Annotated in this window: 22 protein-coding genes and 1 riboswitch; of the genes, 4 read left to right on the plus strand and 18 right to left on the minus strand. The window is 40.3% G+C overall.

From position 1 onward, the window contains the following. From VEIT17_RS09275 to purB, 4 genes are all read right to left on the minus strand, one after another. Positions 1–345, minus strand: coding sequence for an ArsR/SmtB family transcription factor (locus VEIT17_RS09275; RefSeq protein WP_009352539.1), 345 nt, complete (start codon positions 343–345; stop codon positions 1–3). Between the two features lie 541 nt (positions 346–886). Then, positions 887–2,170: an adenylosuccinate synthase gene (locus VEIT17_RS09280; RefSeq protein WP_178885836.1), complete on the minus strand. Its 1,284-nt coding sequence runs from the start codon at positions 2,168–2,170 to the stop codon at positions 887–889. Between the two features lie 88 nt (positions 2,171–2,258). Further along, positions 2,259–3,407, minus strand: coding sequence for an MFS transporter (locus VEIT17_RS09285; protein WP_178885838.1), 1,149 nt, complete (start codon positions 3,405–3,407; stop codon positions 2,259–2,261). 120 nt (positions 3,408–3,527) lie between these two features. Continuing rightward, the gene (purB, locus tag VEIT17_RS09290; protein WP_060923735.1) at positions 3,528–4,823 is read right to left on the minus strand and encodes an adenylosuccinate lyase; all 1,296 of its coding nucleotides are present in this window, start codon (positions 4,821–4,823) and stop codon (positions 3,528–3,530) included. A gap of 345 nt (positions 4,824–5,168) precedes the next feature. Here purB and VEIT17_RS09295 point away from each other — a divergent pair, with 345 nt between their 5' ends. Continuing rightward, on the plus strand, positions 5,169–5,579 hold the full coding sequence (locus tag VEIT17_RS09295; protein WP_024064410.1) for a hypothetical protein: 411 nt from the start codon (positions 5,169–5,171) through the stop codon (positions 5,577–5,579). Positions 5,580–5,667: 88 nt separating this feature from the next. Here the strand turns inward: VEIT17_RS09295 and VEIT17_RS09300 are convergent, their stop codons facing one another. From VEIT17_RS09300 to VEIT17_RS09345, 10 genes are all read right to left on the minus strand, one after another. After that, positions 5,668–7,296 (minus strand): malolactic enzyme, encoded by a 1,629-nt coding sequence (locus VEIT17_RS09300; protein ID WP_178885840.1) that lies wholly within the window; start codon positions 7,294–7,296, stop codon positions 5,668–5,670. 133 nt (positions 7,297–7,429) lie between these two features. Further along, on the minus strand, positions 7,430–8,275 hold the full coding sequence (locus tag VEIT17_RS09305; RefSeq protein WP_178885842.1) for a hypothetical protein: 846 nt from the start codon (positions 8,273–8,275) through the stop codon (positions 7,430–7,432). A gap of 4 nt (positions 8,276–8,279) precedes the next feature. Continuing rightward, complete coding sequence (locus tag VEIT17_RS09310; RefSeq protein ID WP_156719869.1) at positions 8,280–8,684, minus strand: ExbD/TolR family protein; 405 nt, start codon at positions 8,682–8,684, stop codon at positions 8,280–8,282. After that, entirely contained in the window at positions 8,681–9,286 is a 606-nt protein-coding gene (locus tag VEIT17_RS09315) for a MotA/TolQ/ExbB proton channel family protein (RefSeq protein WP_178885844.1), read from the minus strand. Before VEIT17_RS09315 ends, VEIT17_RS09310 begins: the two co-directional genes overlap by 4 nt. 217 nt (positions 9,287–9,503) lie before the next feature. Then, positions 9,504–9,764 (minus strand): hypothetical protein, encoded by a 261-nt coding sequence (locus tag VEIT17_RS09320; RefSeq protein ID WP_178885846.1) that lies wholly within the window; start codon positions 9,762–9,764, stop codon positions 9,504–9,506. 48 nt (positions 9,765–9,812) lie between these two features. After that, positions 9,813–10,703, minus strand: coding sequence for a DUF3829 domain-containing protein (locus VEIT17_RS09325; RefSeq protein ID WP_178885848.1), 891 nt, complete (start codon positions 10,701–10,703; stop codon positions 9,813–9,815). A gap of 98 nt (positions 10,704–10,801) precedes the next feature. Then, positions 10,802–11,914: an IS1249 family transposase gene (locus VEIT17_RS09330; RefSeq protein WP_178886054.1), complete on the minus strand. Its 1,113-nt coding sequence runs from the start codon at positions 11,912–11,914 to the stop codon at positions 10,802–10,804. A gap of 429 nt (positions 11,915–12,343) precedes the next feature. Beyond that, positions 12,344–13,588, minus strand: coding sequence for a methylmalonyl Co-A mutase-associated GTPase MeaB (meaB, locus tag VEIT17_RS09335; protein ID WP_178885850.1), 1,245 nt, complete (start codon positions 13,586–13,588; stop codon positions 12,344–12,346). Further along, positions 13,581–15,770: a methylmalonyl-CoA mutase gene (gene scpA / locus VEIT17_RS09340; RefSeq protein ID WP_178885852.1), complete on the minus strand. Its 2,190-nt coding sequence runs from the start codon at positions 15,768–15,770 to the stop codon at positions 13,581–13,583. The genes meaB and scpA overlap by 8 nt, the downstream gene beginning before the upstream one ends. Before the next feature lie 4 nt (positions 15,771–15,774). Next, positions 15,775–17,937, minus strand: a complete 2,163-nt coding sequence (locus VEIT17_RS09345) for a methylmalonyl-CoA mutase family protein (protein WP_178885854.1) — start codon at positions 17,935–17,937, stop codon at positions 15,775–15,777. Positions 17,938–18,231: 294 nt separating this feature from the next. Beyond that, positions 18,232–18,407: riboswitch (cobalamin riboswitch) on the minus strand. Between the two features lie 269 nt (positions 18,408–18,676). On the opposite strand from VEIT17_RS09345, the gene rarD reads away from it, so the two are divergent. Beyond that, on the plus strand, positions 18,677–19,573 hold the full coding sequence (rarD, locus tag VEIT17_RS09350; protein ID WP_178885856.1) for an EamA family transporter RarD: 897 nt from the start codon (positions 18,677–18,679) through the stop codon (positions 19,571–19,573). A 177-nt stretch (positions 19,574–19,750) separates the two neighbouring features. Here the strand turns inward: rarD and VEIT17_RS09355 are convergent, their stop codons facing one another. Continuing rightward, positions 19,751–20,653 (minus strand): DUF3829 domain-containing protein, encoded by a 903-nt coding sequence (locus VEIT17_RS09355; protein WP_105089931.1) that lies wholly within the window; start codon positions 20,651–20,653, stop codon positions 19,751–19,753. A gap of 247 nt (positions 20,654–20,900) precedes the next feature. Between VEIT17_RS09355 and VEIT17_RS09360 the strand changes: the two genes are divergently transcribed. After that, positions 20,901–21,077: a type II toxin-antitoxin system HicA family toxin gene (locus VEIT17_RS09360; RefSeq protein WP_105089932.1), complete on the plus strand. Its 177-nt coding sequence runs from the start codon at positions 20,901–20,903 to the stop codon at positions 21,075–21,077. Positions 21,078–21,086: 9 nt separating this feature from the next. After that, complete coding sequence (locus VEIT17_RS09365) at positions 21,087–21,464, plus strand: type II toxin-antitoxin system HicB family antitoxin (RefSeq protein ID WP_005384984.1); 378 nt, start codon at positions 21,087–21,089, stop codon at positions 21,462–21,464. A 16-nt stretch (positions 21,465–21,480) separates the two neighbouring features. Here VEIT17_RS09365 and VEIT17_RS09370 read toward each other — a convergent pair whose 3' ends face one another. The 3 genes from VEIT17_RS09370 to VEIT17_RS09380 all read right to left on the minus strand — a co-directional run bounded on the left by VEIT17_RS09370 (position 21,481) and on the right by VEIT17_RS09380 (position 25,524). Next, positions 21,481–21,894, minus strand: a complete 414-nt coding sequence (locus VEIT17_RS09370; protein WP_024064856.1) for a hypothetical protein — start codon at positions 21,892–21,894, stop codon at positions 21,481–21,483. Positions 21,895–21,896: 2 nt separating this feature from the next. Further along, a complete protein-coding gene (locus VEIT17_RS09375) occupies positions 21,897–22,499 on the minus strand; it encodes a tetratricopeptide repeat protein (protein WP_178885858.1) in 603 nt (200 codons plus the stop codon). Positions 22,500–22,701: 202 nt separating this feature from the next. Beyond that, positions 22,702–25,524 (minus strand): FAD-binding and (Fe-S)-binding domain-containing protein, encoded by a 2,823-nt coding sequence (locus VEIT17_RS09380; protein WP_178885860.1) that lies wholly within the window; start codon positions 25,522–25,524, stop codon positions 22,702–22,704. Positions 25,525–25,726: the final 202 nt, after the last annotated feature.

Genomic DNA, 25,726 nt, shown 5'->3' on the forward strand with positions numbered 1-25,726 from the left:
TTACGCTTCTTTTTCGTGCTCAGAAATACGGCAGTATTTAATTTGCGCGCAAATACACTCATCCTTAGATTTATATAGTTGAGGGATGATTTCTAAAATATCGCCAAATGTAGCTTCATTAATGGAATAACGAGTCCATAAGCCATTACGTTGAGAATTAACTACACCTGCATCAATTAAGATTTTCATGTGGTAGCTCAACGTAGATTGGGACAAATTGAAGCTAGCTAAAATATCAGCTGCACATAATTCATTGCAAGACAACATATCGATGATGTGTAATCTTGTTTCATCGCTTAATGCCTTAAAAATCGTAGCTAAACGTTCGTAAGAAACTTCAACCATATCTTTAACTCCTCAAATCCGTATCAAAAAATGTCAATCTACTTTATTGACTCTATTATATACTATTTCTTAATGTAAATCTATTTTTTTCTTTATATTTGTATCTTAATAATTTATTATGAATATCATTTTTATATAGATGAGTAATTTTTACCACATTATAAACTAATTTAAGCACGTCATAGTTTGTATATTGTGAATATTTTAAATAAATTTTCATCTCATAGATTTATTTAGTTATACATAATTCTGCATATATAAAAGTTGCGTAAAATATTCTTCTATAGAATTTTCGATATACGCATTTTCTGATAACCTTATAGCATACTTCGATATACCGCACTATATTAGCAATCTAAAGGATTAGATATAAACTATACCGATTTTGTGTTCTAATGACTTTCAATACAAAAGACCCCTCATAGAGGGGCCTTATCTGTATAATTCTATAAGTCGATTGTATAGTAGGAAAAACATAGAATTTATAATGATGAATTCTAGTCTACTCTAGAGCAATCCTATTATATCAAATTAGTATAGCTTAAAATACGTTTACTAAATCAATAGTTTGACTGCGGTTAGGGCCAACGGATACGATACCCAAAGGTACACCTGTTACTTCTGCAATACGTTCTACATATTTGCGAGCATTTTCAGGAAGATCTTCGTATTTACGGATACCAGAAATATCTGTTTCCCAACCTGGCAATGTTTCGTACACTGCTTCGCATGCTTCAAGGTCTTTCAAGTTAGCTGGGAAGCCTTCTACATCTTTACCATTCAATTTATAACCTACGCAGATTTTCAATTCTTTGAATGTATCAAGAATATCCAAACGAGTAATTGCAAGGTAATCAAGACTGTTAAGACCTGCCGCGTATTTTACAACCATAAGATCTAACCAACCGCAACGACGAGGACGACCAGTTACAGTACCAAACTCATGACCAAGTTTGCGAAGGTTATCGCCAGTTTCATCAAGAAGCTCTGTAGGGAATGGACCTGCACCAACGCGTGTTGCGTAAGCTTTTACTACGCCGAAGATATTTTTCAAGTAGTTAGGACCAATACCAGCACCTGTGGAAGCACCACCAGCGATTGGATGAGAGGATGTTACGAATGGATATGTACCGTGATCAAGGTCAAGCATAGTTGCTTGCGCACCTTCGAACAATACCTTTTTATCTTCTTGAACTGCTTTCAAAACAGCGATGTTAGTGTCTGTTACATATGGTTTCAATGCTTCAGCATATTTGATGTAATCCGCTAAGATTTCATCATAGTTAACCGGTTCAGCATCATAAACCTTTGTAAGCATTTTGTTTTTGAATTCTACATTGTATGCTAATTTTTGTTTGAATGTATCCAAGTCATACAAATCGCAGATACGGATGCCGATACGGTTAATCTTATCAGCATAGCAAGGACCGATACCGTTTTTAGTAGTACCGATTTTAGCATCCCCTTTAGATGCTTCCTCTGCATTATCTAAAGCGATATGATATGGCATGATAACATGCGCACGGTCGGAAATTTGAAGGGATTTAGCAGATTTACCTTGTTTTTCAAGACCTTCAATTTCTTGTAACAAAACTTTAGGGTCAATAACAACACCAGTACCAACGATATTTTGTTTATCATCATACAAGATACCACTTGGTAACAGGCGAAGCGCAAATGCTTTGTCATCTACTACAACAGTATGACCTGCGTTATTACCACCTTGACTGCGCACTACAACGTCCGCACGTTCCGCAATCCAGTCAACGATCTTACCTTTACCCTCGTCACCCCATTGAGTGCCGATAACCATACTTGTTGCCATATCTATATCCTCCATGTGAAAGTCTAAATAATTCACTAACATTATACAACAATGTTCGGACTCTGTGAAAGTATTTATTGTGCCAGTACTATTTTGGTTCTTTAAGCCATAGGCTCATTAGGAGTCCCATAAGACCTACAGGTATCAAGGTCATCAAAGCAGTTTGCACGTCATAGATGTCTGCTAGATGGCCTACATATGGCGCTACAAGGCCACCTAAGGTAATGCCAAGGCCTAGTGTAATCCCCGACGCAAAGCCTGCATTTTTAGCAAGGTATTTTTGACCGAGTACGGTAATGGGTCCGTATTGTGAGAATACGCCAAAGGCCATCGGTATCATAGCACCGAAGAAGCCCCATATATTTGGGACAAAGATAAATACTAAAACGGATGGCAAGAAGATAAGATTACCTAAGCGCACCGTTTTAAGGAAGCCTAATTTATCAGATAAGGCCCCGCCCATATAGGTAAGGACTGCACCCATTGCAAAGTACATTGTGAGCGCCAAGCTAGAGGCACTGGCTTCACCGTTTATAACGGTAATGTACAGGATAGGAATGAAGATAGATAGTACAGAGAACAATATAGATCGTGAAGCGATTACAAAGAATAGCTTGCCGAAGCTTACCCAATCGTTGGCACCAGTATTAGTGGACTTAGCAGAGCTTTTACTTTCACCAACAACATCGGTAGCCGCAGAACCTGTAAAGGCATACACATACAATAACACGCCAATTAAGGCAATGGCCGTGAACACCCAAAGGAACTGAGCGCCAAAGACGTACACACCACCAGCAAGGAGCGGCCCCAATGCAAAACCAGCGCTACCGCCTACGGCAAAGCGCCCCATAGCATTACCAAGCTCATTGGATTGCATACGGTTTACAAGAAGTGCCGCCTCAGGATGGAACAATGCAGCCCCAAGGCCTGCAATGAGCGATAGAGCAAGTATCATCTCATAGCTCGTCGCCAGTGCAATGGCACTAATGGAGACTAATGTTATAGAAAAACCTACAGGAATGAACCAAGGCACGCGCCACCGATCCGCCACATAGCCCAAGATAGGTTGGGCTATAGAAGCCACGATGGTGTTACAGAAAATGATAGATGCTGATTGATAGTAATTAAGCCCAAAGTTAGCAATAAAAAACGGTATAAGCGCCGCTAGAGATCCTTGTCCAAAGTCATTAATACAATGAAAAATAGGCGGTCCGTATTTTCGTATAATACGTTTCATATAACCTCCTAAAATAAATAAAAACAGGTAGATATAGCCAACACCTAATGCATGTGCCATAGGCTTGTTGGTCTATACCTACCCTAATCTTTCATATGTTATGTGGGAAGTACCCTACAATTATAGGCCAAAGCGAGCCATGATTGTATCTACATGTTTCAATAATTTATGAGGATCGAAGCATGCATCGATTTCTTCAGCAGTCATGTATTTCTTGATGTTTTCATCAGATTTAAGACCTGTAGCGAAATCTTTACCTTCAAGCCAACGTTCCATAGCGTATTTTTGAACCCAACGGTATGCTTCGTCACGTACGGCACCTTTGTCTACAAGGTGAGTCAAAATTGTTTGGCTGAATACAAGACCACCTGTAAGGTTAAGGTTTTTAAGCATTGTTTCAGGATATACCAACAATTTATCAATTGTACGGATTGTAAGGTGAAGCATGTAGTTCAACGAAATTGTTGCATCTGGTAAGATGACACGTTCTACAGAGCTATGGGAAATGTCGCGTTCATGCCACAAAGCTTGGTCTTCGTAAGCAGATTGAGCATAGCCACGAAGTAAGCGAGCCATACCGCAAATTCTTTCACATGTAATCGGATTACGTTTATGAGGCATCGCAGAGGAACCCTTTTGTTTAGGGCTGAAATATTCTTCCGCTTCGCGCACTTCTGTACGTTGCAGATGACGAATTTCCAAAGCGATTTTATCCAATGTACCGCCTACAACAGCGATAGTGGACAACAATTCAGCGTGACGGTCACGTTGTACGACTTGTGTAGCGATTTTAACAGGTTCAAGACCTAATTTTTCGCATACATATTGTTCTACGAATGGATCGATGTTGGAGTATGTACCAACAGCACCGGACAATTTACCAACAGCTACGCTTTTACGAGCGTGCTCCATGCGTTCGATATCGCGTTCTACTTCAGCCATCCACAATGCTAATTTCAAACCAAATGTAGTAGGTTCACCATGAATACCGTGAGTACGGCCAATCATAGGTGTATATTTGAACTCAGCTGCGCGGCGACGCAATACTTCGTGCAAACGTTTCAAATCTTCAATCAAGATGTCGCATGCTTGTTTCATCATGTAACCAAGTGCTGTATCTTTAACGTCAGTAGATGTAAGGCCAAGGTGGATGTATTTAGCCGCTTCAGGACCTACGTATTCGCCTACTGCTGTTACGAAGGAAATAATATCGTGGTTTGTTTCCTTTTCGATTTCATGAATGCGTTCAACGTCGAAATTGCCCTTTTCACGAATGGCTTTAGCCGCTTCTTTAGGGATAACTCCCAACTCAGCTTGCGCCTCGGATGCCAATGTTTCTACTAATAACATTGTGTCAAACTCGTTGCGTTCGCTCCAAATATGGCCCATTTCTTCTCGTGTATAACGTGGTATCATGATGTCTCCTTTGCATGATAAAAGCTAGATTTCTTATAGGATAATTGTACCATATGTGAAAGCTCCATTCAATGAATGGACCTAAATTTTCCGAATGATAATTATATTAAATTTACTAATCGTTCGTATTTGTTGAAGATGACAGCCATTCATTGAAGTCTTATGATACGTTTTGACTTATGATGACTTTACTTATGATGACTTTGCTTATGATGCCTTTCTAAATAAACAATTAATAGAATTGAGTTATATTAACTCCGTCTCTATGTATTCGTGCTAATAAAATGATATACTAGAATTATCTGAAATATACATAAACTTGTATATCATTATCGGGAGGCTTTCATGGCAAATTTAAATCGCAAAGAGCGTCGTGCACAGCGCAATGAATCGAATATTATAGGCATGCTATTACGCCTATTCTTTGGGCTCAGCTTTATCGGCTTGGCTGTAGTTCTATTTGGAGAGTTTGATCTCAACTATGTATTCTCCATCTTTACAGCAGACATCATCGTATCCTTAATTTACGTGATACTCAATAAATCTCGCATCACTACATCCTTAGCGGTTAATACCAATGTACGCGTTATCATTGCATTCCTCATCATGCTAGTAACAATGTTCTTCTACGCCTTCGCATTATGGCGCGTCGATCAATTTAGCGCACCTATGCAAATCACTTTATTTATCGGTGGCGCCATCGTATACCTTGCGGTGTTCAACTCCACTAAGACAATGCTTACTAATCAAGACTAATACAAACATAACAAAAGAGGCATATCTTACATACATGCGTATGTGAGGTATGCCTCTTGTTATTATTTATGTATCTGTTAATGAACTATTATTGATTATTTTTGTATTCTGGTTTCCACAAGATAGCATCAATGGCAGCATCAACATCTTGTTCAGGTGCCAAGCCTTCTTTGATGGCACATTCGGCAACAGCTTTAGCAACTGTACGAGAGAATTGTGTTAATTTTTCTACTGGTGGTAACGTAGCTGCACCTGGTTTTGTAGTATCTACAATACCTTGTAAGGCATGAGCTGCTGCGGAAATCATAGCATCACTTAAGCGAGTTGCATTGACAGCTAATACACCAAGACCTACGCCTGGATAAATGAGTGCATTGTTAGCTTGGCCAATATCATATGTTACACCGTTAAGTTCAATAGGTGAGTATGGTACGCCTGTTGCGATGAGCGCCTTTCCATCTGTCCACGTTAACAGATCTTGTGCACTTGCTTCTGCTAATTTTGTCGGGTTAGATAATGGGAAAATAATCGGTCTTTCCACATGACTAGCCATTTCTTGGACAACCTCTTTTGTGAAAGTGCCTGGTGCTGTCGATGTACCAACGAGGATGCCTGGTTGTACCGCTTTAATGACAGCATGTAAATTAGTTAATTCATTAGCATTAGTGAATTCAGAACGTTTACGAGCGAACGGTTTTTGCTCGATTGTTAAGTCTGTCATATCATCGAATAGGAGACCTTGTTTATCTACGAGGTAGAAACGACTTCTAGCTTCCTCTTCAGATAGCCCTTGCGCTACCATTTCAGACATTACGAGGTTAGCGATACCTACACCTGCTGTACCTGCGCCAAAGCACACATATTTCTTATCAGTTAATGTGTCACCACTAATTTTGAGTGCCCCTAAGATACCTGCAAGGGAAATGATACCAGTACCTTGGACATCATCATTGAAGGTAGCAATTTGAGGACGATATACTTTTAAAATTTCAGTAGCATGGTCGCGACCAAAATCTTCCCAATGTAGGTATAATTTAGGGAATTTAGATTCTACGTAACGAACAAAAGTTTCTATAAATTTGTTGTATGCATCTCCTGTGATGCGGTTTTTACGAACCCCTAAATATAATGGATCGTCAAGAAGCTCTTGTCTATTTGTACCTACATCAAGTACAACTGGTAGTACCCATTCAGGATTTACGCCTGCTGCTGCAGTGTAGACCATTAATTTGCCTACGGAAATATCTACGCCGTTAGTACCCCAATCGCCAATACCCAAGATTTCTTCTGCGTCAGTAACTACAATTAAGCGAATATCACGACTATCTGCAGCTCGATCTAAAATAGTATCAAGTTGATCTATATTTTCTTCTGTAATATAGGCTGCATATTCTGGATCAATAAATTCGTGGCTAAAACGTTCTATACTTTCAGCTATGACAGGATCATAAACGATTGGCATCATTTCAACAACATGATTGCTAAATACTTTGAAGAATAGAGTGCGATTTGTGGAGAAAATACGCATCAAGAATTCACGTTTTTGTAATAGAGAATCTTTGCGACTAAATAATTCATAAGTTTGAATTGCTTGCTGTTCTAACGTTTGTACAACTGGAGGCAATAAACCTTCAAGACCAAGGTTTTTACGTTCTTCCTTTGTAAAGGCGGTACCTTTATTTAGGAAGGGATTATTCAAAATTTCATAAGCTTTCATATAAACCTCCTAATAGGAACTACTTGGTACGACTTACTACTGTACCTACTTTAATTATATACTAAATGTCAAGAAAGTTTTATAAACATAAAAAGAGGCATATCTTACATACATTTGTATGAGATATGCCTCTTTATTGTCCTAGAATAACGGGAACTGCTAAGTAAACAGGTTCACCCCGTCGGTTAACGATAGATCCACTGCTTTTGATGATGCGCAGTGCTTCGTCTCGTACAGCTGGTGGTACATCGTCCACGATCAGTGGCGTATGTTCGCCAACGATGACATTACCGTTAACATCAAAGTTAACTCGTACTACCACCTTGCCTGTTACGACAGATGCTCGCCCCTGTTCTTGCACAGTCCGCAAGTAGTCATGAGGATTAATATCTGGTTTTTGTAAAAGCGCTTGTTGTCCTGGCGTCAATAAACTCAATGCTAAATCAGATAAGACAGATAAGTCACTAGATTCAGGCAATCCATCTCCAGTTGCATTCGGATCTGATGTTATCTCTTTACCGATAGGCGCTTTACTATTCTTGGAAGATTTTCCATTCTTAGAATCTGCTCCGTGCGTAACTACAGCTTGTTCACTGCTACTCGTTTCCGATTCAATAGCCTTTGGAACGGTCCATTCTCGGCGCACACTAGATGCTGCTGTACTTTCACTTAACTCTTTAGTACGTTCCTCCTCTGGCTTGCGCTCATTCACCAAAGAATTCGCCTTAGGTGCCGCGCCTTCTGGAGTTATATTCTGTGGTTTTTCCATAGGATTTTCCGCTGGTTTCGGTGCAGTGTCAACAGCCTCAACCCCTGTATCGCTTTCACCATCATCAGGCAAATTAAAGCTAATTTCCGCCGCATCATGGGCAGCACCTGTACCTGCCATACCACGCAAAGAAAGGCCCATACCAGAGATGAGGATAATTGTAATTCCCAAGGACACAATAAACGATTTCAAATAATGCGATTCAAACATAGAATCACTTCCGTTCCGTAGCGACGCTAATATATTTAGCGCCATTCACCTTGAGCATGTCCAATAGGGCGATAACCTCGCTATAGTAAACATCCTTAGATGCCCGAATGACAAAAGCTTGTCGAGGTGCCTGTTTCACGATAGATTGTACCTCTTCAGCCAATCGTTCGGAAGAGATTTCCTGATTGTCGATATATAGCGTGTGCGTTGTGGTGAGCGTAATCGTAATAGGTTCAATAGATTTTGCTGTAGATGTGGATGCAGATGGCAAATTGAGCGGAATTTGTTGCTCTGTATTCATGTACAGCGTGCCAACCATGAAGAATACCAATAAGAAAAATACGATATCGATCATAGGGATAATCATGATGGTCGGTTCTTTTTTAACCCCTAATGTGCGTCGTCTCATATATCATGTTCCTCGTTGTACGCATCGAGGATGTTGCCGCACTCATGCTCTAAGGTAGTAATAGAATCGTTTACCTTTGCCGCACAGTAACTGTGAAAGCCAAGCGCGATAATCGCTACAGTCAAGCCTGTAGCCGTTGCCACTAAGGCTTCAGATACACCGCCTGTAATGATGGTAGGCGCACCAATATCGCCACCTACAACAGCAAAGGCGCGAATCATACCCAGCACTGTCCCCAACAGCCCCAACAACGGTGCCATCGTTACAATCATACTAAGCCAGCTAAGGCCGCGTTTTAAACGCTCATCGGCGTAAGATACTACGTCTTGCAAACGGTTTTCTAGACCATTATAGTTCTTTGCACTGCGCATAGCACGAGCAAATAAAGCGCCAAGCTCCTCTGTGTCGCGTTCCAGAACACTTGGTAACATGACCCAAGATTGATTCTTCTCTAACACCTTATTAAAGCGGCGCAAGTCCTTTGTAAACTTACGATATAAAATGATACGCTCAATGCCAATCATCAATGCAAAGAGCAAAAAAATTACTAGCGGATACATAACAAATCCACCAGCCACAAATAAATGCGCTATGCTACTCATACTAACCTCCAAAAGCCTTCACCCTCTAGGCCCCATTAGAGTTAATTATATCACGTTTTAAGGCATCTAAAAATATGTATGAGACAAAAAAAGGCTATACTAATCATGATACACATATTAGTATAGCCTTTAACTTTGCTTTAATTTTGCTTCTATTTTGCCTTTGCTGATCCTTAATTCCGTCATGATTTAATCATAGCATGACCATAAGTATGATTTATTGATCTTTTTTAAGGAATTTCACAAGTATGCCACCGATTGTTAAGGATAAACCGAAGCCACTACAGAACATACCGATGGAATACATCCACGCATAGGTTTGATTGTTAGAGGAAATTGCTTTAGCTGCATCTCGTGCATTAGTAGCATTTCTTGCAATTTCCAAATTCGTTGTAGCAGGATCTGGATTCAACAATAAGATAATAACACCTATGATTAAAACAACTACACCAACGGGTAACAACATTTTTTTACTCATTTTAAGACCCTCTTTAACATTATACGAAACGGTATATACCATTAGATATTATTTATCAAGTTTGTTCATATCCAAACGATTCATACTGCCAATAAAGCTATTATAGGATTCAACCATATCATTATAATGGTCATTTGTTTGGTCACCTAAGAATGTACGAATTCTACCAATAGCTGTATTTAATGAATTCTTAGTACTGTTATATTCCGGACTAGTAATACTACTGGATACATCCATGATACCTTGCAACTCTTGGTTAGCCGCATTTACATCAATTTGCTTGCCTTCTTCAAAGCCATCCAATAATGCAGTTAAACGTAAATGAACTTCTTGAGCTGCCGCTGCATTTTTCTTACCAGAATCCTTAAGTTCTTTCAATTGTTCTTGTTGATTTTCTGTATTATGTTTGTGAATTACTGTGTCTAGTTGATTATACGCTGCATAGAACTGATCATATAATTGAACGTATTTAGGTCCTAATTGTTGTTCCTTAGCATAATTATCTGCTTGATATGAATTAGTTTCGTAGTACGTATCCAATTCACTGGCTACTGGTACAATATCCTTTAATACAGCCAATACATTATCTAAAGGTTCTTTCATATCATCATATGGCACGCCAGCATCCTTAGCGGCTTGTAAGTTCTTTTGTAAAGAATCAAAATGTGGTGCCATAAAGCTTGTTAAATGTTGACCTTCTCTTAGTTTTTGAATGTCTGGGCCGATAGCATAGCCAAAGCGCACTGTATGACTGTTAAAATCGCCAACGGCTTTAATGTAGTTGTTAAACACTTTAACGTCATCTTGTGATTTCTTTTGAACACCTTGTTGTACGCTATTGGCAACCTTAGAAACACTACATCCTGTCAAGAATAATGGTGCTGTTAGAGTTGATGCGCACAATACTACTGTTAGCATTTTCTTTACTAGTGGTTTCATAATGACCCTCTCTTTTTAATCACATACAAGTAACAATCTATGATTAAATTATATATCATATATGATATTTAGGGTTATAGGACAAAAAGTGTGTGTGACTAATCCCAATAAGTTGGAAAATCTGTAGACATATGTAGCTCATTCCAAACAGGAGCATCACCCCATTGAGGTATTGAGCGATCTATTTGGCAATAATCAGATAACCGTTTGTAGATAGCAGCAATCGATTCATCTGTAGGCATACAATTTAATATATCTGAAATAGAAAGCGGTCTTGGTGAGTGCATATAGCACCACCAATAGACCGCTTTTAGTCTTCTTTCAAGTGAAAGGCCCCTATGAGATCGTAACATACTTCTTAGTTGAGCATTTACTCCACCTTCAATACGATTATTTGTTGTAGGTACTATAATATCAATACATTCCAAAAATGTAAATAAAGTTTGTTGCCTAATCAGACGCCATAATGATGATTCGGCTTTAAGCAAACGCTCATGTGTAGAGCGTTTGTTTCCGAATTCATCAATCGTCATTTCTCGTAAAAAATCAGAATATGTCATTCGCCACGCTGAAAGTTCATTAATCCATACAAGAGCTTGATCCATTGTTTTCACATTAAATAAATCTTTAGCCAGAGTATAAAGATCCTTTCCTGCTAACGTTTTAGGTCTACTTGTCGTATATCGTCTAACCTGACAAAAAATGTGAAACAAGCATCTTTGGTGACTGCTATGAGGCCAAACTTTACGTAATGCTTTAGGCAAACCATTAGCACCATCAGACACAACAACTTTAGGTTCGGCAATCCGTTCCATTAAACACTGCCAAGCTCTAGCATGCTCATAACGACAGACATACCATCCTAGAACATGAGTATCATTGCAACAAATCAAAACACATAAATTCCTAGCTAAGTAAATTCCATCAAGATATACCACATCATGTACTTCTTCCACTTTTGGTGGCAATGGCCATATGGACCAAAATTTAGCGGTTTTACGCCTGAATGTACGACCTTTACCAGGCATATCAGCTTGAATATTGGTGCTGAATAACCAATTCAAGAATAGGCTTAACTCTTTACTTAAATTATTAATTTTAACGGTAAATGCCACCTTACAATGTTTGCAAAACCAACGCTGAGAACCAGATTTTAAAACACCGTGTTTAATGCATGTTTCATTACAATCAGGACATTTTATTTGTCGCATAAACTCTTCCTCCATATTTGTTTATATATAGGAAGATATAACCTCATTTTAGTCAGTAATTACAAGGGTTAATTGATGTTTTCACCCACACTTTTTGTCCACCCTCAAACTTCTCCAAAAAAAGATTAAACCCTTATAACACTAGTAAATATCTAGTGTTATAAGGGTTTTTACACACACTTTTTGTCCTATAAGCCGATATTTATGAAAGTATCAACCGTGTTTTTTATGAAATTTGTTTCATGAATATGCTTTCACAGGCACATAAAAAGGCATAGTATACATCTTCATTGGGCTAAACCCAATAGTAATGTTTATACTATGCCTTTTCTGGATACATCTTATATGTCTAAATCAGTATGATAGCTAATCGGAGTGTCTTAATAGATAAGTTATGCCATCTTATCAAATAGGTATGTAGCTATCTACTCATTTAATAGACTTGTCAAAAACCCCAATTAATTCTTCAACGGCTTGAGATTCGCTCATTTCACCGTCTAAAACAGCTGCTTCGACTTCGCCCATACGACCTTGAATGACTACATTATTAAAGAATAGGTTGTGCAAGTGTTCGTCAATCATATCACGTACCCAACGGAGGGATTGTTCTTGACGGCGTTTTAAGAAGACGCCATTTTCTTTACCTTGTTCAGCAAATTCTTGGATTACATCCCACAATTCGTCGAGACCATCCTTCGTAACAGCTGAACAAGTATAGGCTTGTGTTTTCCATTTTTCCGTAGCTGGACGGATGTAATGTAACATCCGATCGTAATCGCTACGAGCGATGAGAGCACGCTTGAGGTTGTCCCCATCAGCCTTGTTAACCACAATAGCATCAGCCAGCTCCATAACGCCTTTTTTGATGCCTTGCAATTCATCGCCTGCACCAGTTAAGACGATGAGCATAAAGAAGTCTACCATGGAGCGCACAGTGACTTCGCTTTGCCCAACCCCTACGGTTTCGACGAGAATAATATCGTACCCAGCAGCCTCGCAAAGTAGCATCGTTTCTCTACTTTTACGAGCCACACCGCCTAGTGTACCACCAGCCGGCGACGGACGAATATAGGCTTCAGGATGTTTCGTCAACGTTTCCATCCGCGTTTTATCGCCCAAAATACTGCCTTTTGTGACTTGGCTTGTAGGGTCTACAGCGAGTACGGCAACCTTGTAACCAGCTTCAATGAGCATGTTGCCAAAGGCTTCAATAAATGTACTTTTACCGGCCCCAGGCACACCAGTAATACCGATGCGCAACGCCTTGCCCGTGCGAGGCAATACGGCTTGCAATACTTGTTGAGCTAGTTTGAAATGGTCCTTATTATTACTTTCTACTAATGTGATAGCCCGTGAAAGTATAACGCGGTCCCCCTGCTCGATACCGCGTACATAATCAGCGACAGTTAACTTCTTTCGCCGCTGTACGGGACGTACCGACGGAGCCAGATGAGCAGAGCTAGACAAGAGGCCGTCGTGCATTTCCTTGACGCCTTTCATCACGTGACACGCAAAGGTATCATCTTTTTTCGCATCTTCTGGCACCCAGTCGGGACGATACGTACTACCCTCGGCATTTGCGTTTTTTACACCTAATTCAGGGGCGCTACTTTCACCAGTGGCAACCTGTGTATTACGCAATATATCCGGAGTAGGCCGTTTATTATCAGTCATTGCCTTCGTCTTGAACGTGGCTAGTCAATGTTTCTAGTAATTTTTTCGCCGCTACTGGCAAAACTGTACCAGGGCCAAAGATAGCCACTGCGCCATGTTCGCGTAGGAACTCATAGTCCTGAGCAGGGATTACGCCACCGATGGCAACCAAAATATCTCCACGACCTCGCTTGTTGAGTTCTTCTACAAGTTGAGGTAACAATGTTTTGTGACCTGCCGCAAGGGAACTGAAGCCGACGATATGAACGTCATTATCCACCGCATCTTGCGCTGTTTCTTCTGGCGTTTGGAACAAAGGTCCGATATCTACGTCAAAGCCCATATCCGCGAAGGATGTAGCGATAACTTTGGCACCGCGGTCATGACCGTCTTGGCCCATCTTCGCAATCATAATACGAGGGCGACGACCTTCGAGTTCTTCGAAATCATCTGCCATTTGGCGAACTTCTTTGATAACATCATCATCTTCATATTCACTAGAATATACGCCAGAAATAGAGCGGATAACTGCTTTATGACGGCCACAAACCTTTTCAACAGCAAAGGAAATTTCACCCAAGGATGCACGAGCACGAGCGGCTTCAAGCGCAAGAGCAAGCAAGTTGCCTTCCCCGGATTCTGTAGCATTTGTAATCGCTTCGAGACAGGATTGAACCTTATCTTCGTCACGGTTAGCACGCAATTGTTCGAGACGACGAATTTGCGCTTCCCGTACAGCTGTGTTATCTACGTCTAAGATATCCAATGGATCTTCTTTATCTAGACGATATTTATTGATACCGATAATCGCTTCACGGCCAGAGTCGATACGAGCTTGGCGACGAGCTGCCGCTTCTTCGATACGCATCTTAGGAAGACCAGTATCAATCGCTTTCGCCATACCACCAAGGGATTCGATTTCTTGGATATGACCCCAAGCACGACGGATCAATTCATCAGTCAAGGCTTCTACATAATAGGAACCGCCCCATGGGTCGATAACTTTACATACCTTAGTTTCGTCTTGGATGTAAAGCTGAGTATTACGAGCAATACGCGCGGAGAAGTCCGTAGGTAACGCGATGGCTTCATCAAGCGCATTTGTATGTAAGGATTGTGTATGGCCCAAAGCGGCACCCATTGCTTCCATACATGTACGAGCTACGTTGTTGAATGGATCTTGTTCTGTCAAAGACCACCCAGATGTTTGGCTATGTGTACGAAGTGCCATTGATTTTGGATTTTCAGAACCGAAGCTCTTAATAATCTTAGCCCACAACATACGAGCTGCACGCATTTTCGCTACTTCCATGAAGTAGTTTTTACCGATTGCCCAGAAGAAGGACAAACGTGGAGCGAATTTATCTACGTGAAGGCCTGCATTTACACCGGTACGGATGTATTCAAGACCATCGGCCAATGTGTAACCTAATTCGATATCTGCAGTAGCGCCTGCTTCTTGCATATGATAGCCAGAAATGGAGATACTGTTGAACTTAGGCATGTACTGAGAAGTGTAAGCAAAGATATCGCCGATGATGCGCATGGACGTAGCTGGAGGGTAAATATAGGTATTACGTACCATGAACTCTTTCAAGATATCATTTTGGATTGTACCAGCCATAACCTTTTTATCAACGCCTTGTTCTTCACCAGCTAGGATATAGAACGCCATGACAGGCAATACGGCGCCGTTCATTGTCATGGATACGGACATTTGGTCAAGAGGAATACCGGAGAATAGAATTTCCATATCGAGGATGGAATCTACCGCAACACCTGCTTTACCAACGTCACCTACTACGCGAGGATGGTCGGAGTCGTAACCACGGTGTGTGGCAAGGTCAAAGGCGATAGATAAACCTTTTTGGCCCGCTGCCAAGTTACGACGGTAAAACGCATTGGATTCTTCTGCTGTGGAGAAACCAGCGTACTGACGTACTGTCCAAGGACGAGTAACATACATTGTGGAATAAGGTCCACGCAAGAATGGAGGTACACCAGCCATATAGTCAAGGTGTGTCATACCTTCATAATCCATCTCTGTGTAGAGAGGTTTTAGTTGGATTTGCTCCATTGTCGTATTATATAAATCTTCAAAGCTTTTTCCTGTTTCTTTTTGAAGTTCAGCAAGCCATGCATCGCGAGATGTCGGCGACTGAGATCCCAAGCCAAGAGAGGAGAAGTCTGGATTTTTAAACATGAGCTCACATCCCTTTCTTATCTTGTAACGTATGTAAGATTTCGTAGCAATTTGCACGAACGGAAATGAAGTCGTCTACGCCAGCTTCACGGTATACAGGCTCAAGGTCCTTAGGAGGTGCCCCTGCCAAAATAACTGTTACATTCGGCATAGTTTCTTTCAACTCTTTAGCGAGTGGTGGTACTAACTCAGGATATGTATCATCTGTGGAACAGATAACCACAACATCGGCACCACTTTCACGGGCAGCCTTCGCCGCATCAGCCGTTGTTTCATGGCCATCATTTTTAATAACTTCAAAAGCACCTACTTCGAAGAAGCCTGTGGAGAAGTCCGCACGAGGTTTATGTTGAGGGATTGGGCCCATATTTGCCAAGAATACCTTCACATTATCTTTCGTACGTTGTTTATACGATTCCGTACGCATACGGAGGGCTTCAAATTGTTCAGTCCAGCGATGTGCAATAATTGGTTCGATTGTTTCAGAAGAAATATCGCCTGCATCTAAAGCCTTACGGATTTGGCGGATTGTCAATTTTTGTAATGCCCCAAGCTCAATAAGACCAATCAACGCACCTGGTTCTGTTGTACTTGCTTCTAGAGTAGCCTGTGCTTTCACAACTGCATCAGTCTCTGCACCTGCCAAGTACTCATCAATTTGAGCAGCTCGTTTTTGACACAATGTTTCTTGATTTTCTGGTTTAGGATCAAGTAACTCTTCTGTCATATTCGCATACATATTGTTACCAACTGCTACGTCCTTACGGAATGCAAGGTTCTTAAAGCGTTCATCGAGGATGGCTTTCACTTGAGCTTGAGGATAGCCTTCTTTCAATGCGGCAATGATGCCACCTTTAGACTCGATTGTTTGGAACTCAGACCAGATTTTTTCGCATAGTTCAGCAGCTAATGTTTCCACGTACCAAGAACCGCCTACAGGGTCCACAGGTTGACGCAACTCAAATTCAGTTTGCAACATAACTTGAATGTTACGAGCAATACGGCGAGAGAAATCATCCGCTTTGCGAATTGGTTGGTCGAACGGAGATACTTCAAGGCTGTTCAAACCGCCTACAACACCAGAGAATGCTTGTGTCGTATTGCGCAACAAGTTTACATATGGGTCGTATACAGTTTTTGTGAAAGCCGATGTTCTGCCGTGTACATGGACGGCACGGTCCGCTTCTTCAGCACCGAAAGCTTCCATAATGCGAGCCCAAAGTACGCGCAAGGCACGCAATTTAGCAATTTCCATAAAGAAATTAGCCCCTAAGGAGAATGTGAACATCATGCTCTTCGCGATGGTGTGAATATCGATGTTCCGTTGTGCTAATTGACGCACGTAGCAAACAGCTGTTGCCAATGCATAGGCAACCTCTTGCACATCGTTAGCGCCGCCATTAGCGTATACATCGCCAGATACGAGTACTGTTTTAAGCTCTGGAGCTTGTTCTTTAGCCCACACAACAGTATGTGCCATTTCATCAAAGGCTGTATCTAAGGAAATGTGCAAAGCACCATCTTTCACCCAAACACCGATAGGGTCAGCACCAACGAGACCTTTCAAATCAGATGTTTGTTTTTTAGCGCCTTTCACAGTAGCCGCTAACATGCCAAGCAAGATGGCTGCAGAAGCACCTGTTTCAATGTACAAAGGATTTTCCTTCAAATTGAAGCGGTCAATCAATTGTTTGCAGTCATCCATAGTGGATACAGATGTACCACCAACGCCAACGGATGCGCCTACTTGCACATCTTGATCATGGCGTGTTGCTTCATCTAGGCGGATGTTGTGAATGGTGCCACCTTTTACAATCTCGTATAAACTTGCATGATTGGCATCCTTAGGCAAAGAGTCATCTACATATTGGGATACACCCCAAGAGTCTTTAATATAACCACTTGCCTTAGTACCACGTAGGAACTCACCTGCCCCAGGGTATACGCCCTTTGGAATTGCTTCTGCATGCAGTGCAGGTGTGTAAATTGGCTGCAACGTGATACCTTCATAGGTTTTCGTGAACATCTTCTTGTGGAAGTCGCCACCTTTTAACGCCTTTTCAACTTCAGCCTGCCATTGTTCATACGTAGGTTTCTCAAATTCATCAAAGGATACAGGAGCTAATAGATCGCGTTCAGCATCCTTTGAAGTCTTTTTGTCAGACATATATGTGCCTCCTTTTCAACTCGAAACCATACCGAGAAACAGCGCACCGTACCTGCGAATTGTTATACACATACATCACACGAGCTTTCCTATACTTGGATCACATCAACCTCAAATATGTGTCCATCAATTCATTAACTATGAAGCCTGATATATATGCTTAACAGCCACTTTCAAGGGCAACAAAAAACGTGCCACCCAAAAGTGACACGTAAGGTTTCTTATTGAAAGGTACGCCAAAAAACACTGAAACCAGCATACCCCAATCCCCTTCCTATCGCTCGTAGGTACATAACGGTGATTATCAAATAGGCAGTTCTCCTGGCTCGGGCTCATCACCTCGCTTTCGCCTTCCCAGATTTCTCCAGTGACATTTTTGAAAGCAGGCTCGTCCTTACAGTGGCGGGACCGCATCGGCTTGTACCGATTTCTCTATTAAGTCTTGTGACACCTATTCTCTATATTCGTTGTTCTAAGTCCAATATAGTGTAACAATATGCACAAAGTCAATGAACATAACAGTTAATCATAAGTATCAAATTTTAGGTTATAACTAATGCATATTTAAAATGACAAAAACTCATCACTTTCAAATATACGTATTCATCGCTATCAAATATACGTATTCATTGTCTGCAAATCGAGTTATAAATCGAGTACAAATCATCATAAAATCTAAGCCTACGCACAAATGCAAGCACAATGCGTGATATAATGAATACAATCACAAGGAGGCATTATGGAGCACACAAGTAAAAAAGGTCTAATGACAGCCCTTAGTTGCTATATCATCTGGGGCTTACTCCCTCTCTATTGGGCATTATTAAACCATGTTTCACCATATAATATACTGGCGCAGCGCATTATCTGGTCAGGCATTTGCATGGCCATCGTCGTATTTGGCCTACATTTTAAACAGTTCAAAAAAGACTTTCAATTACTAAAAGAACAGCGCTCACAACTATTACTACTGTTGGTAGCATCAGTCATCATCAGCGTAAATTGGTTTACCTACATTTGGGCCATCGCCAACAATCAAGTTATGGACACGAGCCTTGGCTATTATATCAACCCACTCTTTAATGTAGTGTTAGGTGTCATCCTATTTAAAGAGGTCCTATCTGTACCGAAAAAGCTAAGCGTCCTCATCGCTACCATCGGTATCGCCTTGCTCACCTATCAAGTGGGATCCTTGCCGTTAGTGTCGATGATCCTTGCCGTTTCCTTTGGCCTCTATGGGGTCGTAAAAAAGAAACTGCTCATCTCGCCCTTTACGAGCATCGCTTTTGAGGCTTGGCTATTAACACCACTAGCCTTACTCTATACGACCATGATCGATAATACAGTATGGTCCTATTTCAGCACAGACTGGTATACGTCCATGCTACTCATAGCATGCGGTCTAACAACATCGGTTCCATTGGTGCTATTCTCCTATGGGGCCCAACTATTGCCACTCAACCTACTAGGCTTCCTACAATATGTCTCCCCTACCATTGCCTTGTTGCTAGCTATTTTCTACTTTGGTGAAAGCTTTGGCACACCGCAAATGATTGCCTTCGGTTGTATCTGGATAGCCTTAGTGTTGTTCTCATTATCCAATCAAATTACAACGCGCATTAGCCTAAAAAAATAAGCAATATAATAATCAACTAAAAAAGCTGTATCAAATGATATCCTCATTCGATACAGCTTTTTATATAATACTTACATTAACTTATGCTTATATAATATCCACACTAAGTTACGCTTATATGATGCTCATACTTATATTAACTCATATATAACGTATCCGTCTTAAACCGTATTAACTCTATTGATCCAATTCATTCATATTGGTGGTATTCATATTGGAAATATAACGGTTATAGGCCTCAACCATATGTTTATAATCGTTATCTTGTTTGGATCCCATATAGGTACGAATGGCACCAATCGTAGAGTTTACAGAGGTCTTAACAGGGTCATACTTAGGGCTAGAAATACCATTCGCTAAATCGCCAATGGCTTGTAGCTCTTGATTGATAGCATTTACATCTGGTTCTTTTTCACTATCTAGCTTTTCTAGGACTGCAGTAAGTCGCAAAGAAACCTCTTGTGCAGCGGCTGCATTTTTCTTACCTGCATCGCGCAATTGTTGTAACCGTTGTTGCAATCGGTCCGTGTTAATCTTATGCATCAAATTATCAAAGTCAGCATAAATAGGAATAAATTGTTCGTATAACTGAACATATTTAGGACCTAATTGTTGCTCCTTAGCATAGTTATCTGTAGTATACCCTTTAGATTTATAATATGCATCAAGTTCTTCCGCAACCGGTGTAATTTCGTTCAATTTTGAAAGTAGCTTATCTAAAGGCTCCTTCATTTCATCATAAGGAACCCCCGCTTGCTTAGCCTCTTCTAATTCTTTTTGTAGCTGTTTAAAGTTCGGTGCATTAAATACAGTTAAATGCTGCCCCGCTTTTAACTCATTAAGAGTTGGTCTATTCGCATAATCAAACATTACAGCCATGCGATTAAATCGGCTTATGGCTTTCACATATTGATTAAATAACTGTACCTGATCCTGCTCAGACCGTTGCGCAATTTCCTTACGACTCTGTTCAGTGCCCTGCCATAGCTCAGACATACTACACCCGCTCAACAATAAGGGGGATGTCAACGTCGCCGCACACAACACAGCCATTGCAATCCGTTTACCCAATGGTTTCATGATGAATTCTCTCCTTTCATCAATATACAACCCAATTTATATACCTTAATTATATACCAATATGATTTATATAAATAGAATTAATGCACATAACTCATACATCTAGTTTGTCAAGTGACTAATAGAGTCAGGGGTGACCATTGGTCACCCCTGTTTTCCTTTATATACAGTTAGACTATAAATAAGAATATATAACTCCTAACAATTGTTTTATACGTATACACGTGTTACCATAAAAGGAGAGCATATGAAGGATAAAGATCTACTAAAACTGCTACTCAAAAACGGCTGGAAGGATGTACGGCAACGCGGCAGTCATCATCGTTTGAAAAAGGATAATCAAGTTGAAGTGATTGCCGTACACGGAAAAGATGTACCTGCCGGCTTATTAAATGCAATTTTAAAGCGTACGGGACTAAAATGAGGAGGACCTATGAAATTTATATACCCTGCTATAATCCATGATGATGCTGATGGTTTCTGGGCTGAGTTTCCAGACTTAGAATATACTAGCAGTACTGGCTCAACCCTAACAGAGCTCGTAACTAATGCCCAAGAGGCAATGGAACTATATATTTTAGGTGCCTTAGAAGATGGAGAAAGCTTACCTACACCTACATCTATTCGCAACTTACCTTGTACAGATACAACGTATCCTACATTAGTACAAACAGATATTGATTTAGCTAAAAATAGTAAATCCGTAAAGAAAACCTTAACAATTCCTGCATGGCTAAATGATCGAGCGCTAGCTAAAGGAATTAATTTTTCTCAACTTTTACAAGAAGCATTAGTAGAGAAAACAATGTAAATGTAAATGTACATCATCAATTGCTCAGTAAAATTAGAACTACTGTCCACGCAATAACTGCTAAGGTAAGTAATATGATACAAAGCATCCACAGAATTGTTACGAAATAGAGCAATAATTTTAGTACATATAGCACATCAAACCATATGCTATGGCAATCTTCTAATCGCGCCATAAATTCGGAGAGATGGCGCACTAAAAATGGAACTTTCACATTAGGATTTAGCTTCTTCCAGTACAGCATAATATACGGTGTTACAAAACATCCTACAAATACTAAGTATGTAAGGAATAGAGGTGTTTCTATATTATGTTGGGACATAAACCCTGACCAGTCTACGACCATTAAACCACCAAGGTATAGAAAAACAAACCAATATATAAATCCTATCGCCTTTATAATAAGGCGAATCATCTGTTTCACATCCATGCCTATAATCCTACTAATGTTTTAAATCGCGCATTATTGTGAAAGCGTTCAAAATGGTCTTGTTCAGCAGCCACAGCTTTCACAGATGGATCAATTGTAATCGCTTTTTCAAGCCAATCAAGGGCCTTCGTATCATCCCCTTGGTCCGCATAAATGGTAGCAATACCGTATACAGACCAGGTGTTACTAGGGTCCTTTTCTAATACCTTTTCAAACCATTGTTTAGACTCATTTAATTGGCCTTGTAATTTGTACACCATGGCCATGTTGTAGTAATTCGCTACATTATTAGGATCTAAATCATATGATTTTTTAGTATCTACTAAACCTTTAGCGGTATCACCACTCAACGCCGTAGCGAAGCCACGGATGGAGTACGCCTCTGCATTATTAGGATTATCCTTAATAGAAGCTGTTGCTTCCTCAATAGCTTTAGCATAATCGCCAGAGGATAAAGCCTGCTTAGCGGCCATAACACGAGCATCTTGCTCTGTTTTAGCTTGTTCGTTAGCTGTTGTTGTAGGTTTAGTGTCTTGCTGAGTCTTAGTATCTGTGCCACACCCTAATAAGCTAAGCAAACAAATACATAATAGAATATATTTCATACAATACCTCTATATTAGCCATTTAATACAATTACATAATCGACTATTTACTATCATTACATTATATAGCACTATCATATAATTCATTAAATACTAGCACATAGTTTTTTAATTACCATTACAATTATACCAAAACTATATACAAAAAAGGACGAGCTGCAACTCGTCCTTTTTCGTTATATGGTAGGTAATGTTATAAATCTTATTTTTTTGCTTTAGAGCAACGGTCTAATAGGAATGCAACGCCTACGAATGGAATGCCACCGTTTTCACCAAGGCCAATTTCACATGTGGAACTGGAGCTTACGCCTAGTGTTGCACCGTATTCAGCAATTTCACCGGCAAGGTCTTTTGTAGCAGATTTGTTAAGTTCTGGTGTGAAGAAACCTTTTTGACCAGCAAAGCCATCGCATGCGAAGGATTTGATATTGAATACATGGTCTGTGCAGAGGCGCGCCAAGTCTTCAATATATTGAGATTTGTTCAAAGATTTAATCTTACATTGTTTGTGTACGATAACGCGTTCATCACATTTTTCAATGTCGAGATGAGGTACTACGTATTTGCACAAGAATTCAGAAATATCGTTGATTTCTAAGTCCGGCATGTGTTTGAAAGCATGGTTGAAGCATGCACTATGGTCGATCACGATTGGATATTTACCATTTTGAGATGCTTTCATCAATGCATCGTGCAAGTCTTTTACAGCACGTTCATGAACGTCATCGTAGTTTTCAAAGCTCAAGCCACAGCAGAGGTTTTCGATATGTTTTGGATAGATAATATCGATATGAGCCTTGTTGCAGAGACTTTCTACAACTTGTTGCAAGCTGCGATCATCGTCATAACCTTGGTTTGGTTTGAATGCGCGGTTTGCACATGTACTAAAGTATACAACCTTTTCAAAGTTAGTTGGTTTGATGCGGTTTTTCAATTTATAGCGATTAGCTTTAGGAGTTGTTTTAGGAACATATGGTGTAACACCTGTTACGCCATGCAAACCTTCAGTAATCTTAGAAATTGCTTTTTGAGTAATGATGGAACCTGCAATGCCTTCAAGACTTACGCCAGCACGACACATTTGAAGTGTTGTGGAGAAGTTATCGTAGATTTTCTTAGCCAATTCTGGTGCAGGTGGATCGATGCGGCGCATGGACAAAGCGATTTGAGCAGTATCGATGCTAAGTGGGCAAAGGCCTTTACACATGGAGCATGCAGCACAAGTATCTACGCCAAAGTATTCATAGCCTTTTCTAAGTTCAGATGCCAATGTGAAGTTGCCTTCGTTTTCAAGGCGTTTAGTTTCGCGCAACAACGCGATACGTTGACGTGGAGTCAATGTTAAATTACGGCTTGGACAATGTTTTTCACAGAAACCGCATTCCATACAGATTGTGAAAGCATCGTCGATAACGCATTGAGCTTTAAGGTTTTTCTTGTACACATCTGGATCATCAGTGATCATAACATCTGGGTTCAAGATGCGTTCAGGGTCAAAGATCGCTTTGATGCGACGGTTGATTTCGTACGCTTTTTTGCCCCATTCCATTTCAACAAATGGTGCTACCATGCGGCCTGTACCATGTTCGGCTTTCAAAGAACCACCGAAACCAGATACGCGTTCGGACATTTCTTTTACCAAATCGCCGAAGTTCTTAGTATCTTTAGGATCGCTGAAATCAGGTGTAATGTTAAAGTGAACGTTACCAGACAAAGCATGACCGAAGATTACACCACCATCAACGAAATCGTATTTGTGGAATAATTCAGTAAGCATTTCAATGCCTTTAGTGAAGTCTTCGATTTGGAAGCAAACGTCTTCGGTAATAACAGTCGTACCTTTTCTACGTTGACCACCAACGATAGGCAAGATACCTTTACGGATTGCCCACCAGGAATCGTATTCTTTAGGATCTTGAGAGTAAAGACTTGGGATTGCTGTTGGGATATCTTTCAATTGTTCTTTAATGAAAGCTAAATTTTCATCTACAGTATCTTTGGAATAGCTTTCAGTTTGGAACAAGATAGCACTTGTACCTTCTGGTACTTCACGAACGAAGTCAGGTACATTTTCAAGAGTTTGAACTGCTTTCAAGGATTGATAGTCCATCATTTCTGCAGCAACAACCTTTTCACGGCCCATATTAGCCAAGGCTACAACCGCAAGAGATGCATCGTTCAATGTGCTGAAGAACATGAGACCGCAACCTTTATGAGGTACGTCTTCAACAGTGTTGTACACGATTTCAGATACGAAGCCCAATGTACCTTCAGAACCGATGAACAAGTGATTGATGATGTCGATAATATCTTCGAAATCAACAAGGGAGTTCAAGCCATAGCCTGTAGTATTTTTGATTTTGTATTTGTGATGAATCAAATGAGTCAATTCTTCATCAGCCAAGATTTCTTTGCGCAATTGCAAGATATCTTCAACCATTTGAGGTTTTTCACGAAGGAATTGTTCAATAGATTTTTTGTCGGATGTATCAAGAACAGTACCATCTAATAATACAACGCGGATGGAACGGATTGTTTTATAGGAGTTTTGAGCCGTACCACAGCACATACCAGAGGAGTTATTGTTCAAAATACCACCTACTAATGCTGTTGCAAGTGTAGCAGGATCTGGACCGATTTTGCGATTATATGGTTTCAATAAATCATTCGCATCGGAACCGATAACACCACATTCGCATTTTAAAGCTTTGCCATCGTCGATAACTTCCATTTTTTTGAAGCCATCATTACATACGATAAGCACGTCTTCACTGGAACATTGACCAGATAAAGAAGAACCAGCTGCACGGAATGTAAATGGTGTACCACATTGTTGGCACAAACGAATAAGGCGTCTTACTTCACGTTCATCCTCAGCCTTTACAACAACCTTTGGTAAATAGCTATAACAGGATGCGTCAACACCATATGCATAACGACGTAAATGATCAGTATAGACACGATCTTTGCAAATCTCTTTTGCCTCCTTGGCAAAACGTTCATAATCTTTTATAAGCGTACTCACTTGTATATCCTCCTATCCTCTCTTAAGAAATTTGTCTTATATTTAGTATACGCCGTTCTCATTCTCACTACTATAATTATGCATAAATTATATGTCTCCTAATAATTCTCGATATGCATGGCTTTTTTATTTCTTTACTTGAAAGTGCATCTCAGTGGCATTATCATGTACTCATTTTTTCACATATTAAAATAAAACTATT

This window comes from Veillonella nakazawae (genome assembly GCF_013393365.1).
In the GTDB taxonomy this organism is placed as follows: Bacteria; Bacillota; Negativicutes; order Veillonellales; family Veillonellaceae; genus Veillonella; species Veillonella nakazawae.